Annotated in this window: 15 protein-coding genes; 13 read left to right on the forward strand and 2 right to left on the reverse strand. The window is 48.1% G+C overall.

The genetic code is table 11. From position 1 onward, the window contains the following. Positions 1–1,124: 1,124 nt before the first annotated feature. The 12 genes from ADIMK_RS21320 (at position 1,125) to nirD (ending at position 12,979) form a co-directional block, all read left to right on the forward strand. Entirely contained in the window at positions 1,125–1,472 is a 348-nt protein-coding gene (locus ADIMK_RS21320; protein ID WP_051692768.1) for a hypothetical protein, read from the forward strand. A gap of 93 nt (positions 1,473–1,565) precedes the next feature. Then, positions 1,566–1,880: a hypothetical protein gene (locus ADIMK_RS21950; protein ID WP_156042860.1), complete on the forward strand. Its 315-nt coding sequence runs from the start codon at positions 1,566–1,568 to the stop codon at positions 1,878–1,880. 109 nt (positions 1,881–1,989) lie between these two features. Beyond that, the gene (locus ADIMK_RS09110; protein ID WP_036186574.1) at positions 1,990–2,388 is read left to right on the forward strand and encodes a hypothetical protein; all 399 of its coding nucleotides are present in this window, start codon (positions 1,990–1,992) and stop codon (positions 2,386–2,388) included. Between the two features lie 78 nt (positions 2,389–2,466). Beyond that, on the forward strand, positions 2,467–2,892 hold the full coding sequence (locus tag ADIMK_RS09115) for a GNAT family N-acetyltransferase (RefSeq protein ID WP_036186577.1): 426 nt from the start codon (positions 2,467–2,469) through the stop codon (positions 2,890–2,892). An 866-nt stretch (positions 2,893–3,758) separates the two neighbouring features. Beyond that, positions 3,759–4,478 (forward strand): hypothetical protein, encoded by a 720-nt coding sequence (locus ADIMK_RS21325; protein WP_051692769.1) that lies wholly within the window; start codon positions 3,759–3,761, stop codon positions 4,476–4,478. Positions 4,479–4,593: 115 nt separating this feature from the next. Next, positions 4,594–6,456 carry a hypothetical protein gene (locus ADIMK_RS09125; protein WP_036186580.1) on the forward strand — a complete coding sequence of 621 codons (1,863 nt, stop codon included), beginning with the start codon at positions 4,594–4,596 and terminating at the stop codon, positions 6,454–6,456. Between the two features lie 99 nt (positions 6,457–6,555). Next, entirely contained in the window at positions 6,556–7,485 is a 930-nt protein-coding gene (locus tag ADIMK_RS09130) for a hypothetical protein (RefSeq protein ID WP_036186583.1), read from the forward strand. A 38-nt stretch (positions 7,486–7,523) separates the two neighbouring features. Continuing rightward, positions 7,524–8,393: an ImmA/IrrE family metallo-endopeptidase gene (locus tag ADIMK_RS09135; RefSeq protein ID WP_036186586.1), complete on the forward strand. Its 870-nt coding sequence runs from the start codon at positions 7,524–7,526 to the stop codon at positions 8,391–8,393. 80 nt (positions 8,394–8,473) lie between these two features. Then, a complete protein-coding gene (locus ADIMK_RS21330; RefSeq protein ID WP_051692771.1) occupies positions 8,474–8,959 on the forward strand; it encodes a hypothetical protein in 486 nt (161 codons plus the stop codon). A 40-nt stretch (positions 8,960–8,999) separates the two neighbouring features. After that, on the forward strand, positions 9,000–9,392 hold the full coding sequence (locus ADIMK_RS09145) for a hypothetical protein (RefSeq protein ID WP_036186589.1): 393 nt from the start codon (positions 9,000–9,002) through the stop codon (positions 9,390–9,392). Positions 9,393–10,044: 652 nt separating this feature from the next. Beyond that, on the forward strand, positions 10,045–12,582 hold the full coding sequence (nirB, locus tag ADIMK_RS09155; protein WP_081849728.1) for a nitrite reductase large subunit NirB: 2,538 nt from the start codon (positions 10,045–10,047) through the stop codon (positions 12,580–12,582). 25 nt (positions 12,583–12,607) lie between these two features. After that, complete coding sequence (nirD, locus tag ADIMK_RS09160) at positions 12,608–12,979, forward strand: nitrite reductase small subunit NirD (RefSeq protein ID WP_036186595.1); 372 nt, start codon at positions 12,608–12,610, stop codon at positions 12,977–12,979. A gap of 154 nt (positions 12,980–13,133) precedes the next feature. Here nirD and ADIMK_RS09165 read toward each other — a convergent pair whose 3' ends face one another. Both ADIMK_RS09165 and ADIMK_RS09170 read right to left on the reverse strand, forming a co-directional pair. Continuing rightward, on the reverse strand, positions 13,134–13,910 hold the full coding sequence (locus ADIMK_RS09165) for an SDR family NAD(P)-dependent oxidoreductase (RefSeq protein ID WP_036186598.1): 777 nt from the start codon (positions 13,908–13,910) through the stop codon (positions 13,134–13,136). Positions 13,911–13,936: 26 nt separating this feature from the next. After that, complete coding sequence (locus ADIMK_RS09170; protein ID WP_036186601.1) at positions 13,937–14,587, reverse strand: TetR/AcrR family transcriptional regulator; 651 nt, start codon at positions 14,585–14,587, stop codon at positions 13,937–13,939. A gap of 121 nt (positions 14,588–14,708) precedes the next feature. On the opposite strand from ADIMK_RS09170, the gene ADIMK_RS09175 reads away from it, so the two are divergent. Continuing rightward, complete coding sequence (locus tag ADIMK_RS09175; protein WP_036186604.1) at positions 14,709–15,152, forward strand: DUF2147 domain-containing protein; 444 nt, start codon at positions 14,709–14,711, stop codon at positions 15,150–15,152. Positions 15,153–15,165: the final 13 nt, after the last annotated feature.

Raw genomic sequence — 15,165 nt, forward strand, 5'->3', positions numbered from 1 at the left:
GCCCCATTCCCGCCGTTTGCGGCAACTCGAACACTATCCTATAGCGCCCTCTTAGCGTGGCCAGCAGGGCTTCGCCTGTTACCCTTTCAACCAAGCATTGATGTGAAGAAATACCCTTTGAGAGAATGGGTTGGCTCATGAGTATAAATTTTTCATTTAAAATCAGCGGGTTGTGAATGCTTGATTGATTTTGTCGGGAACTAAAGAGGTTTACCCCCTAATAATTATTATGGGGCCGAAGGCCCCATTAACAGACGGTTATGAAACCCAATCTGCCTTTGTTCATCGAACGGTGCCAAGGGTAATTGGGGGTAGGAAATGTAATAGTTTGTGCCGCCTCTTCGAGGTAGTCTGAAAGCAAGGCGGTTAAATAGGCAACGGAGTGCTCGGCGAAATGGGGTTCATCTCACTTTTCTCCGTCACTTCAACAATGGCAAGCCGATCCTGGTGCCATGTGTTGGCACATCAGGTTTGGCGGTAGCGTGCCTGTCGGCATGGGGCAAATCAAACAAGGAAAGTATAATGATTCACAGCTATCAGTCCTTATCCTTTCTAAATAAGCTCTGTGCAGGAATAGGTTTTCATAACAAAGCACAGCAGTCGCTCCCGTTGGTCGCTGGGACCGTCAAAACGCTGCGCTTTTTTGCCGTCCCCTGTGTGCGGCGTTAAGTGTAAATGCCAATGAGTATACGAAGTAGAAAAATATTGCTAATGTTTTTGGTTATACCGTCAGGCTTAGGCTGGCTATGGTTATCCTTGCTTGGCTCGATAATATTTGTGCATGGCATGTTCCGAGATTGGCCCTCTTTCTTTATGAGCATCATGGCAATTACTGGGTTGGTTTGTATTTCTATAGCTTTATGGTCTGTTTTCACGTATCCAAAAATTTCTAAGGTTTCAATTGTCGCTTTTGTAGTCGGTTTCATTGCATTAGTGGCTGGTGGCTTGGCTGGTTTCGCTACAAGTGCTCTGTATTACATATCTCTAGTATGCTTAGGTTGGGCAGGAGTCATGGTTACCAATGAATACCGTAAAAACACTTAAAAACGGCTCGAATACGTTCCGTTTCACTCCGCCGGACGCTCACTGCGTTCGCGCCGTTTAGCCGGGCATTAAGCATCAAAATGAACTACGGATTTACTAAACAGGCAATCAACTGGAATGAGAAGGAAATTAATGGTATTGGCGTTCGTTTAGTCAAAGCCATTCTGTTCTTTATTCCACAAGCTAACCCTGATCAGGAAAAGCTATATCCGTCTGTGGCCAAGTGGCTCATTGAAATAGACGAAAGCGGAATTCCAATACGAGAAATAGGAATGGATAAGAACAACGCCCCTTTATTTGGCGCTCCCAATAGCCGCAATTTTGGGCTCTGGACAGACAGTGACAAGAGATTTGAAGTTGGAGAGCTGGAGCCATCTACCAAAGAAGAGTTCGAGTCGCTCTGGCAAAGAGTGGTGAAAAATGCTTAACAAGGCGCTGTTGTCGCCGCTATCGCGGCTGGGACAGCCTACGCGTTGCTCCGGCTGCCCCAAAGCTTGGCGTTAAATGTCCAAGGAGATTGCATGTCATATTGGGTAAATCATCTAATGGGTAGCTATGACGTTGAGTTTCCACTTACTTCTCTACCGGAGCTGTATGCTGAGCTATCTGAATCAGATCAAGAACATACTGATGTATCTCTTACACATGAATCTGAATGGTGTCTATCAGCGTTCTCTTCTGGTCTTCTTGTTTGGGGGAATGCTGCAGGTGAAGGAGAGCCGCAACATATGCTTAATGTTTCAAAAGAAAAAATCATAGAACTGTGGTCGCTTTTAGCTAGTGGCTCAATTGAAGTAATAAACCAAGAAAATTGGTTGCCTGGTTATGGAAGCTAAAACATTTAACAAGGCGCAGCAATCGCTCCCGTTGGTCGCTGGGACGCCCAAAACGCTACGCTTATTTGGCCGCCCTTGTGCGCAGCGTTAGAATTCAAGGAAGAAAATTGTGAAGAAAGTAATAGTTCCAACTTTATTTTTAGTCCTAGGGGCTGTCGGCGGGTTCATGCTTGGAGCCAAAGCTGCTGGAGAGCAATACGATGACCGTAAAAATCTCGTATCAACCATTCGCCAGCTTGAACAAGCAGATGCTTACATCAATACTTTCAGTCATAAAGGTGATGTTGCCGTAAAATTACTTATTTTAGACGATATTAAACTGCATTTATTGGGCGCTCGCTTGTTGGTATCAAAAGTTCCAGATAGCACTAAAGCAGAGGCCTGTAAACACGTACAACGTGTTGCTGAAAATCGTCATAAAATTTTTCAGTTCGCTGGTGGTATTGATAAAGTCGACCCTGACGTCATATCTTTGCTTGATGAGTCAAAGGAGTGTATGACTTGGTAAATTCTAACAAGCGTAAGCACTTGACCCCAAAAAGCTACGCTTTTTCGGTCAAGTGTTACGAGCGTTAGGAAATCAGGGATGAAACCAATCGTCCAGCAAGCTGATAACAAGGGGTATGTTGAGAATCTTACCCGTGAAAATATGGCTGTATACTATTCGAAGCTTGGTGTTTTATGGGACGATGCACTTTTTTCTAGGAACTGGAACGAATTTGAAAATTATGAGATAACCCTAAATGGAAGTGCTGTAGGAGTACTCCGTTTAAGTAGAGATGATGTGGCCTATTATATTAGAGACCTTCAAATTGAGCCACGCTGGCAGCGTCATGGACTAGGTTCTGAAGCAATTTTCTATGCTATAGAGGTTGCAAGGAAGGCTGGGGTTCGATTACTTCGGCTCCGTGTTTTCTGTATAAACCCGGCAGTAGCATTATACGATAGAATAGGGTTTCGAGTTTGTAAAACCGAGCAGGGAATTCATTATATGGAACGTGAAATTTCCTAACAAAAAATTCAAGTCGCCCGCAAGCGGGCTGGGACCTTCAAAGCTTCGCTTTTTCGGCCCCTTAATTGAGCGTTAGCGCTGGCTTGGTCACTGCTGACACAACAGGCTTGGAGGTACAGGTACACATTGAAGTGAGCGTCGTGGTCTCGTTTGGGTTGGAAGTCTTCGCTTCTGTCTTTGGCTTTATTGCAATCGGCTTGGAGGTGTTTATGAAAAACTCAATCGCTTTCTTTACTTCGGTAATGGCATGTGTTTGGTGCGGAATTGCGTTCCTGCGGAGTCTCTGGTGAGAGAAAATTCCAACCCAAACGAGAGATTAGCGTTCATGAATTTGTGCTGCTTGCCAAGAGAGAACGTAGGGGGTTCGATTCCTCCTCTCCGCACCAATTCTTTGGCGTGCATGTGCAATGCGCTAACACGTCATTCCAGCGGACCGTCAAAAGCTTCGCTTTTGGCGTCCGCTGAATTCCAACGTTATGTTTCTAAGAGTGCCTGAGAATATGGATGTTGGAACAAAAGTTAAATTGATCACTTTCAATGGGACGTTAGAGTCTCCGGATAAATGCGATCCATCCGAGAACTATTGGTCTTTAGTTGGTTCTACTGGCTTAATTTCTAAGGCGGAGAACACTCGTGGTCGAGTACTTGTTACGTTCAATGATGAGGCCAGGCTGTTAGGGTTACACTGTCACAATGAAATACCAAATAGCTTGCTAATTCTTGCATCTGACTTAGAGGCTATATAAGTGGATAAAACATAACAAAGCACTGTTGTCGCAACACGTTGTGTTGCTGGGACCTGCGCAGCTACGCTGCTCCGGCCCCAAAGTGCGGCGTTAAGTTGCAAGTAGGAGTAAGGAGTAAAGTTGATATATTTCACAAGAAAAAGGATTAAAAAAGAGGCTTTAGAGCTCCTAGATGAAATTCAGTCGAGCTCTTTATCTGCTTCTGATGAGGAATTGCAAAAGGAACTTGGTCAACTAATAAATCATGTTTCCTACATTGCAAAAAAAGGTGATGACTTTCTCTTAAAAAGCGCAAAGATTGCGCTTTCATCGTTACTCAGGTCACCTCCACATCTAGTTGTTGCTAAAGAGGTGAACTCGAATCTGGCTCACAGGAAAAAACCACCATATGACAAAATGACCCCTTCAACAAAAGTTATTCTCGGCTTGTGTTTTTGTTTCTATTTTGCTTTTTCGCTTTTGATTGTTGGTGGAACTGGATTCAAAATTCCAGAGCATTTCTTTGGAGTAAGTAGTTCTCTAATACTTCTAGCCGCAGGAAGTGGTGCCATTGGGAGTATTGTAAGTATTATGAGTCGTGTGGGAGAGTTCTCTGATATGGAGACAAAAGATCATATGGTCTATTTCTTCACAGGTTTATTTAAGCCTGTAATTGGTACCGCCTTCGCTGTTTTTATATTTTGCTTAATTAAAGCAGGAATAGTTCCTATTGATTTAGGAAATGAAACTCGTGAAGTTTTAGTGATAAGTGCAATTGCATTTCTCTCAGGTTTTAGTGAGCGTTTTGCTAGTGATTTTACAAAAAAAGCTGAGAGTACAATCGGTGCTAAAGCAACTTAACAAACAACTGCATCGGATCAATTTACGCTGCGCTCCAATTGACCGCTGAGTTGGGCGTTATGCAATTAGGTGTAGTTCTGGAGAACTGGAAAATGGGGATCAGGGGGTACGATAAATGAGTATAAAAGTTGAATCTAATGATCTGAAAGACCGGCAAAAGGCCTTGCATAACTCGATAGAAAGTTTGATGACAAAGCTGCCTGAGGAGAGCGCAACACGGAAACAATTAGCTAATCATCGGGAGCTTTTTGACGATGCGGTTTCTTATCTCTCAAACTCAGATCAAAGACTGGCATTTATCGGTAACATAGGTACCGGAAAGACAACAGCCATATGCCATCTACTTGGCTTGCTAGATGGAGAAGAGCCAATTCTTAGCACGGGTAGCGGTCGGACTACGCTCTGCGAAGTGGAAATCTCTTCTGGTTCTCAACTGGAGATCGAAGTCACTCCGCATTCCGAAGCTGAAGTAAAGAGCTACCTCACGGACTTTGCTCAGTACTTACTATCAGATATCACAGAATCGGATAATTCAGAGTCATTTAAACTAAGTGCCGAAGTTGAGAGAGCACTCCGTAACATGCTTGACCTCCGAACATCACGTACAAAAAACCCCGAAGGCAAACGAATCACTACGGACAACGCTAAAAACTTTGCTGCCAATTACCAATCTGTCGAATTGTTAACAGAGGGGTTGTTGAAACGTATTGATTATACAGCTCGTCATCAAACGCGATTCACTAGTGATGATGGAGTAGACCAATACGAGTGGTTGCACACAACATTCAAAGCTATCAATAGCTGCACTCATCCGAGCGTTGGGTTATCCAAGCATATACGCATATTGGTACCGGTAAAACTCTTCGATAACATCAATTACGCACTGTCAGTAGTTGATACAAAGGGTGTCGATCAGACGGTTAACCGTGCGGATCTTGATAGCTGTCTTACAGACAATCGTACTGTCAGTGTACTGTGCTGCCGGTTCAACGAAGCGCCCGATAAGACAATGTCAGGATTGCTGAAGCTTGCCAAGGATGCTGGCCTAAGTCACCGAGTTGCCAAAGAAACCGTATTGTTAATTCTCGATAGGGAGAGTGAAGCTGAAAAAGTTATCGACATAGATGAACCTGTTGGTGATAAAACTGAGGGGCGCGAGATCCGTGCTGAGCAGGTCGTTAATGATCTAAGGCACACACTGCAATTAGACAACCTAGATGTGCGATTTTTCGATGTAAAGTCTGATGATCCCAAGCAACTTAACAAACTGCTGGTCGAAAAAGTTTCTGTGCTGCGCGGTCAATATGCTCAGAATGTTGTCGATATCGAGAAAGCTATTGTCGACATCGAAACTGAACTAGTCTCTCAATCAGCTAAAGCGGCGAAGAATCAGGTTAAGAATACGCTGGAACCTTGGATAAAAAAGGCTCAAGGCTGTTCTCCCGCGCTAAGAGAATATTTTTTACCATTAATTAATGACATTAAAAACAAGGGTACATATGCCGCTAGTGTTCGAGCTAGTGTTAATCGCAGGGGAGAGTGGCATAATCTCGATTACTATCAGCTTTTAGCTACAGGTGCTCGTGAGCAAGTTGTTGATCAAATCGGCACCCTAAAGGATGAATTTATCGTACTAATCGATAACATGCTTTCCCAAAATGAGCTCCAACCTGCTTATGCGCTGCTTAAACAGTTAAAACAAACAACTGAGAAACGACTTGGTGATATTTACCAAAAAGCGTTTGCTAAAGGACGAGCGGTTTATGAAGAGAAGCTTTCATCAGATAATCAGCTCTGGAATGGTTTGTTTCAAGAGTGGGGAATGGGCCCTGGATACAAGGATAGAGTTTCCGGTAACTCTGAAACCTGGTTTCACACGCGAAAATATCCAGAGTTTGAATCCAGCGTTACTAGACAGGTTTTTGAGGAATGGCAGCGTTATGTAAATGAAGTGCGAGATATGCTGGGGGCTGAATAGATATGCATAACAATCGCAGGCACAGCGACGGCTTTTTCGCTGCGGCTTCGCCTCCACTACAAAGCCGCGCGTGCTGCGGGCGTTAGAAATTGAGAGAGCATGAAGAGCAACTTTTTCCTGCAGACCAAGAAACTCCATAGGCTTGAAGAGCTTGACCTCTCATCTTTGCCGAGTGATTCACTGGTGGAGGTTTTTCAAACTTATGTCGCAAACATGAGTGAGGTGCTTTCTGTCGTTCAGTCGTCTTTTAATCTGATAGTGCACTCTCAGTTGAGGGAGCGTGCAAATCAAATGTTTCAGAAGAATCATATGCAGGCTTATGCTAATGGCCTTCGTGGCGGCTATCACGAAGACCGAAAGCGCGTGGAGCAGGAAGCGCAGGAATTAACTAAGGAAGAGTTGGATAAAAATGGTTTTAACGATTCGGAAGTTATAAATAGCGTGGTCGCAACGCTCAATGAGCTCGAAAAAGACGAGGCGATTGCAACTTCAAATCATTCCACCTTACGTCAAAGCGTGGTTATCCTATGGAGTGCGACAGAAAGTCTCCTTCGAGATTCTGTCAGAGAATGCCTAAACCAGGACAAGGTCCTTGCAGGTAAATTTTTTGAATCGCCTATAACTAGCCCTTATTGGAATAAAAAAAATATCTCTTACGACCATTTAATGGCGTATAACTTTGATCTTTCCGAAAAGCTGGGTGATGTTGCTCTTGAGATAAATGAATGTGCCAACCCTACTTCAATGAGCTCGGCATATGCTTTTCTCTTGGGCTCAGACTCAGACTCTTATAAGGCAATAAAATCAAAAGAGTTTTTCTATTTTTATAAGCTGCGGAATCTCATCGCACATAAGAATGGAGTAGTTGATAAAAAATTCAAGGATGAAACAGGGTCTTCGGAGCCTATTGGCGAGAGGATCAGAATGAGCCCTGACATTTTTGATCAGTGTTTTGATGTATCAAAATCTCTTGCTACGTCCTTGCTCACGGAAATTTCTAACAATGCCATGCACGCGACAAGCGCGTGATGGCTGGCGTTATGTCACTTTGAGGAAGCCGGGAATAAATGGATGAGGGAATGGAGCTGAGCGGAAGGCAAATAGCGGAGTCAGCATTCTCAGATATTGAGAGCTTTTTTTACCGCAGCGCAAAATTCAGAGTTCGAAGAGAATACGGCCAAAGTAATATGAAATCCCATGCCATGTGCTCCGGCAGTGGTGAAAGAATGCGTATTAGGCTTTCACAGGATTTTTGCGAATTTCAAGCCGCTTCGATAAGTGACTACATGTTCATCCTAATAGTTCTCTGTCACGAACTGGCTCATTACCTGAACAATCATAACTCCCATGCTGACAAAGAAAAATTAGACAGCATTGCTGTTGAGGCTCGTGCTGATCATTTTGGCGCTCAAATCTTTATGACTCTGTTAACCTTTGGAAACAAAACTCAGAAAAGTATCCAAGGTTATCAGTCAGATATGACACAGAAAGCTCTAATTGGAGCTATAGCGGTGGCTATAAATGATGCCTATGAAAAGCTATTTAAGCCATCAGATTCAAGCATGTATCCAGATCCAGAGCATAGAGCCAAGCTTCTTATCGTTGGATGCCTTTCATTTTTTAACCGATATTTTAGGCCGCTGCCTGAGGGGTTTGCTATATCATTTTTAGTCACAGTCATAAGAGTGGCGAGATTCGTCCAAAATACAGATGGTGAAAAGCAACTTGCGGCCGGCGAGATTATTCAGAATAGAATTCACGAAGTTCATAGAGAGATCGAATCTAAGGCTAGGTTTCGTCTGGATGGCGTGAAATTCGTTTATGGTTATTTCTTGTCCGCTAACTTTGATCAGACAATTGAAGAGCGTAAAGCCTACAAAGGAAAACTCGACCAAATGATTGGTAGTTGGGGTATCTTGAATGGAGATCAGACATAACAATCGCATGTTGGCGGACTTTTTTTTCGCTCAGCTACAAATAATCCGCGAATGCAATCGTTAACAGGAAAGGAGGGTCTGTGACGATACTCATTTCATTTATAAGCTCAGTCATTGCCGCTTTCTTAGCGCATTATCTTGCCACGTACAGAAATAAGCAAAGTGAGCTATTAAAGTTTCAGATTCAATCTTATTCTAATTTTTTGGCTGCGGCTTCAAGGTTGGCAGTTTCTAGGCGGATTGGAGAATCTACGAACGAAAATATAGATTTGGTCGCTCTTAATGATGCCAAAAGTAGAATAATAACATGTGGCCACCGTGAAGTTATCGAAGCTTTGATTAATTTCTGGGATAAGGGAACTACTCTGGAAAGAGAACAAGAGATATTGGCATATAAAAAGCTAATACAAGTTATGCGCACAAACCTTGGTCATAAAGCACATGATATATTTGATCTGAAAATTTCAGATGCAATATTTAAGCTTGAATCATCTAGTTATTCATTTAAGGCCGATAGGTCTGCTAACAAATTACTACAGCCGACTGCTAAAGCGTCGGCTGAGTAAAGCGTTATGATAATTCAGTTAACACAAGGAATATAGATTAGTGGAAAAGCAAGAGTTAATGGAAGTTAATAGCGAAATTGAGCGTATTAATCATCGAGTTGCTAACATAGAGCGTGTTGCAGCCACTATCGAAGAAATAGCAGATAAAGGTGTCGATGCATTTTGTAAGCATCTAAAACACAAAGAAGAAACTCAGAAAAAGACTCTTGAGCTTGAGAGTGCAAAGCATCAGCGCGAAATAGAGCTAGAAAATACCGTCCATAAACGTTCAATTTTTATTATTGGTGCCACAGTTTTAGGGGTGGTTGTGTTAGTTCTCACCGCTATGCTTTTAGGACAAATAGAATTGGTTAAAACCATACTTACATCTAGTTTTGCTGTAGGTGCAGGTTTCGGGCTAAAGGTGGCCCTTAGTGATAAAAGAAAATCATAACAAGTGACTGTGGTGTCCAGTCATAATATTTAAGCCGTATTCTCACACCAGCGCTCCTCGTTTTTCAGGAGTGTATTGAGTACCACAATGAGCTTGCGCATGCAGGCAATGATGGCCACTTTAGGCAGTTTTCCCAAGGCCTTGAGATGCTCGTAGAAGCGTTTGAAAACGGGGGGGCACTGAGTCGATGAGAGCACCGCCATGAACATCGCGGTGCGGATGCGATGGCGCGCCCACGGATACGGCGCTAGACCTGCATGACGGTTTCATCAATCTGTGTTTTAACGGTTTTTCTCCATTATCTGCATCGCCAGCAACTGGCTACCGGTCTCTCGTAAGAGGAAGCTACGATTCAGGCACCATAATGATGCTTGCTCCCCAAATTGGTGCGATTATTTTGGTGCGTTTTGTTGTCCTTACCCGCCTAACTCCTTGTAAATCCATAAGATGATAAGTTGGCACATGTTGTGCTTTATGACTTTTCATAACCGGGTCTAGCCCGGAACAGAACAGAATGAACAAAGGCGTTCATCGATCAGTTTCCTGAATTTCAGGGTGCTGATGGGTGAGCGCCTTTTTTCGTTTCCGGGGTTCGCAAACGCCAACGCAGCCTGTCAAAGCGGGCCCGAAACAGGTGCACAGGAGCAACATGATGAACAAGACACGTTTGGTTGTAGTCGGCAACGGCATGGTCGGCCACCAGTTTCTTCAGAGTCTGGCCGACAGCGGTCAACTGGCTGATTTCGAGGTGACTGTATTCTGTGAGGAACCGCGTCTGGCCTACGACCGCGTGTATCTCAGCTCATACTTCAGCGGCAGCACCGCTGAAGATCTGGCCATGGGCAAGATTGAGCAGTATCAAGAGTGGGGCCTTAATGTCCTGATCAACGAGAAGGTAGTCGAGATCAACAAGGCCGACCACCTGGTGGCTTCCGACAAGGGCACCACGCTGAGCTATGACAAGCTGGTGATGGCCACCGGCTCTTACCCCTTCGTGCCGCCAGTGCCGGGACATGACCGCGAGCATTGCCTGGTTTACCGTACCATCGAGGACCTGGAGGCGATCAAGGCCAGTGCTGCCAAGGGTAAGGTCGGTGTCGTCGTCGGTGGCGGTCTGCTTGGTCTGGAAGCGGCCAAGGCGCTGCGCGACCTGGGACTTGAGACCCACGTAGTGGAGTTCGCTCCGCGTCTGATGGCAGTGCAGCTCGATGATATGGGCGGTGCGTTGCTGCGCTCCAAGATCGAAGCGCTGGGCGTGAAGGTGCATGTGTGCAAAAACACTCAGCAGATCGTCGATGGTGAGAACTGCGTGCACCGCATGGAGTTCGCCGATGGTGAGGTACTGGAAACCGACCTGATCCTGTTCTCGGCCGGTATCCGCCCCCGTGATCAGCTGGCCCGTGAGAGTGGACTCGCCGTGGGCGAGCGCGGCGGTATCGTTATTAACAACCAGTGCCAGACCTCCGATGCCGATATCTACGCCATCGGCGAGTGCGCGCTCTGGGACGGTCGCATCTTCGGTCTGGTTGCGCCGGGCTACACCATGGCAAAGGTGACTGTCGCCCAGCTCACCGGCGGTGACAGCGAGTTTGCCGGTGCCGATATGAGCACCAAGCTCAAGCTGATGGGGGTTGATGTTTGCTCCATTGGCGATGCGCAGGGGCGTACACCGGGGGCGAAGAACTACACCTGGCTTAACGAAGCTGACGGTACCTACAAAAAACTGGTGGTCAGCCCGGACAACAAGATCCTGCTCGGTGCGATTCTGGTTGGCGATGCCGAAGCCTATGGCACCCTGCTGCAATACATGCTCAACGAGATTCAGCTGCCGGAGTTTCCTGAATCGCTGATTCTGCCCAGTCGTAACGATGATGCCCAGACCGGTCTCGGCGTGGCGGCACTGCCGGAAACCGCACAGATCTGCTCCTGCCATGATGTCAGTAAGGGTGATATCCGCCAGGCTGTTGCCGGTGGATGCTGCTCGTTGGGTGATGTGAAGGGCGAGACCAAGGCGGGGACCGGGTGTGGCGGTTGTGTGCCCCTGCTGACCAGTCTGGTTAACCACGAACTGGAAGAGCTGGGCGTCGAAGTCAGCCATGATATCTGCGAACACTTCGCCTACACCCGTCAGGATCTCTACAGCCTGGTGCGTGTTGGCAACATCCACAGCTTCGAAGAGCTGATGGAGAAACACGGCAAGGGTGGCAAGGGGTGCCATATCTGCAAGCCGGCCGTGGGGTCGGTGCTTGCCTCCTGCTGGAACAACTACGTGCTCGACAGCAAGCATGTGAAATTGCAGGACACCAACGACACCTTCCTGGCCAATATGCAGAAAGACGGCACGTACTCTGTTGTACCGCGCGTGCCCGGTGGCGAGATCACCCCGGACAAGCTGATCGCAATCGGTCAGGTGGCCAAGGAGTACAACCTCTACACCAAGATCACCGGCGGTCAGCGCGTGGATCTCTTCGGGGCACGCCTTGAACAGCTGCCGGATATCTGGAGCAAGCTGATCGACGCCGGCTTTGAAACCGGTCACGCCTACGGCAAGTCACTGCGTACGGTTAAATCCTGCGTCGGCAGCACCTGGTGCCGCTACGGCGTCGATGACAGTGTTGGCCTGGCCATTGAACTGGAGGACCGCTACAAGGGATTACGCTCACCCCATAAGATCAAGTTCGCCGTCTCAGGCTGCACCCGAGAGTGTGCCGAAGCGCAGTCGAAGGATATCGGTGTGATCGCCACCGAGAACGGCTGGAACCTGTATGTCTGCGGCAACGGCGGCATGAAGCCACGCCACGCCGATCTGTTCGCCACCGATCTCGATAAAGAGACTCTGATCAAATACATCGACCGGGTGCTGATGTTCTACATCAAGACCGCTGACCGTCTGCAGCGTACCTCGGTGTGGATGGAGAACCTGGAGGGTGGGCTGAAATACCTGCAGGACGTGGTGATCAACGACAGTCTCGGCCTTGGCGATGAGCTGGAAAGCCAGATGGCGCACGTGGTTGAAACCTACGAGTGCGAGTGGAAGAAAACCGTCAACGACGAGCAGGCGCTGAAGCGGTTCCGCCAGTTCGTCAACAGCGACAAGCCCGACTCCAACGTGGTGTTCGTACAGGAGCGCGGCCAGATCCGTCCGGCACGCGAGGAAGAGAAGGCAGAACCCATTGTAATGGTCGGCTAACAGCCCGTTTATTTAGGAGAACATCATGACTGCAGCACAAGAGTGGATCCATATCTGCAACCTCGATGATCTGGTCGCTGACTCGGGCATATGTGCACTGGTTGGTGAGCGTCAGGTTGCGCTGTTCTACATCCCGGAACAGAAACAGGTATTCGCAATCGACAACTACGATCCGGTGGGCAAGGCCAACGTGCTCTCGCGCGGACTGATCGGCTCTGCCGAAGAGAAGCTGTTCGTCGCCTCGCCGCTGTATAAGGAGCGCTACTGCCTGGAAAGCGGCGAGTGCCTGGATAATGACGAGTTGGTGCTGGATACCTGGCAGACCCGTATCGACGGTGAACGCCTGCTGCTCGATCCGCAACCGTTCAACCGCGTGGCGCTGAAACAGGCGGGCTGATGACGCACGATGGATTAAACGAACAACAAGTCTGGTGAGCAACAGCCCCGGGGTCCCCCCTCCAACCTGTGCACCGGGTGGGAGTTAGCGTCCTCGGAGCTGTTTTTACAGGGCCGCTATTTTTAGCGGCCCTTTTTTCGTTGCCCCGCGTTTTTCAGCTGTTGCCTATGTCTGGAACATCGCGGAGCAGGATCCGGCGAGTCAGGGAAGGGGGCGCTATTCTCGCCAGGCGTATGGCCCAGCGCATGATTGCCGGGAACAGATAGTCCGGTTTTTCACGGCGCATGGCACGAATAATGTGTTGCGCGGCTTTGTCTTCCGATATCTCCAATGGAGCCGGCATCCCGTCATTCTGCGTGGCTTCGGTACTAACGAATCCCGGGTATACACTGACAAAGCGTATGCCGAATGTGTGGAATTCCAGTCGACAGGTGTCGATCAGCAGCTTTAATGCACCTTTCGCTGCGCAGTATGGTCCCTGCAGCGGAACGCCCAACAGGCCGGCGAGGGAGTTGGTTTGTACCACTAGGCCGTGCCGTTGTTTTTTCATCTGCTCTAGAACGGGAAACAGGTAGTTGACGATCACGTCGTAGTTGCTGCGCATGTAGTATTTAACATCCGCCGCACTCATTAAGCGCGTGTCGATTGCCGGTGCACCGCCCGCGTTCAGGAGTACCGCATCCAAGCGTCCGAAGCGCTCTACCGTTGTGCGAACAACGTTCGCAGCGGCGGTCTCGTCGAGAGCGTCGGCGGCTAGTGGCAAGCACTGTCCTCCCTGTCGTTCGATTTCCGATTTCAATTCAGACAGGCGTTCTGCCCTGCGTGCTGTCGCCACAATGGTCGCACCTTCGGCGGCGAGTCGCAGGGCAACCGCGCGTCCGATCCCGGATGAAGCGCCAACAATCAAGATGATCTTGTTTTCAGGTTTCATCGAATCAACTCTCGTGATGTTGATTATCAGGCACGCAGGCGTGCCGGGTAACTGGCGATCATGCCAGCAACGATTCTGGCGACGGGGTGCTCATCAATATCGGTATCCAGCAGCAGCTCTACCGCTGCGTAGATCATGTCGACGACAATTCGGCTAACCAGCATCAGTTCCTCGGGGGCGACCTCAGGGTATGCCGACTTTAGAAGCTCAGCCTGTGCTTCTGTCACCAATATGTGCGATTCCAGCCGCACGTCCTGCAACGAGGGGACCGCGCGGAGCGCGCGCATAATCCAAAGCCCCCCCGGTGTGTCCCTGGTTACTCGATAGGTGTCGATCAGTAACCCCTCCAGCGCCTGTTCAAGCTTTTCGATTGGCCCTTCCAGCACCTCCTCGGTAATCCAGTGAGGTATCAGCTCATTCTGCTTTTGCATCAATCTCTGCCCCAGTTCGGACAGCAGGGCGTACTTGTTGGGGAAGTATCGATAGAGCGCCGGAGGCGTCAGTCCGGCACGTTCGCAGACCATGTTGGTGGACAAACGCTCTATTCCGACTTCACCCAGCATATTCGCGGCAACATCGAGGATCAGTTCATAGGTTTTGCTGGCGCGTTTCTGTTCGGGCCGCTTTTTTCCTTTCAGTTCCGGATTGGAGTCATTACCAGTGCGTTTTGAAGTCATGTTGCGATCCTGATGAAAAGTGAACGGGTGAATTATTACATATTCATTGTTGCAAAACGATAGTCATGACTATACGCTAGTTATAACTATCTTAGTGTGGCAATGAAGATGAGGATGAGTCATGAAAAAAATAACTACATGGCAAACCGCTTTATCCCCGATTGTTCTGCTCTCGGCAGCGCTCGGTATGTCGGCTGCGTTGGCGAGCACGCAGGGTGATGTCAACGGCTTATGGCTGACGGAAGAGGGCGATGCTGTCATCGAGGTAGAGGAGTGCCCGGATCGGCTTGGTTCACTGTGCGGAACCATTGTCTGGGACGTGGACGCCGGTACGCCCACCGATACCTGCGGTGCGCGCGTTATCCAACTGGATGAGTACAGCGACGGTGCCTGGCGTAACGGCTGGGTATATGACCCGCGAAAAGACAAGACCTACAAGGGCAAACTGAGCGCCGATGGTAACGAACTGGACGTTCGGGCCTTCATCGGTGTGGCGGTGCTTGGAGAGACCGAACATCTCACGCGTACGGAACGGCTTCCGAAAAAACCGGCCTGCCGGAAATAAAACATACGTAATC

Origin of the sequence: Marinobacterium lacunae, assembly GCF_000705555.1 — a bacterium.
Classification (GTDB): Bacteria; Pseudomonadota; Gammaproteobacteria; order Pseudomonadales; family Balneatricaceae; genus Marinobacterium_D; species Marinobacterium_D lacunae.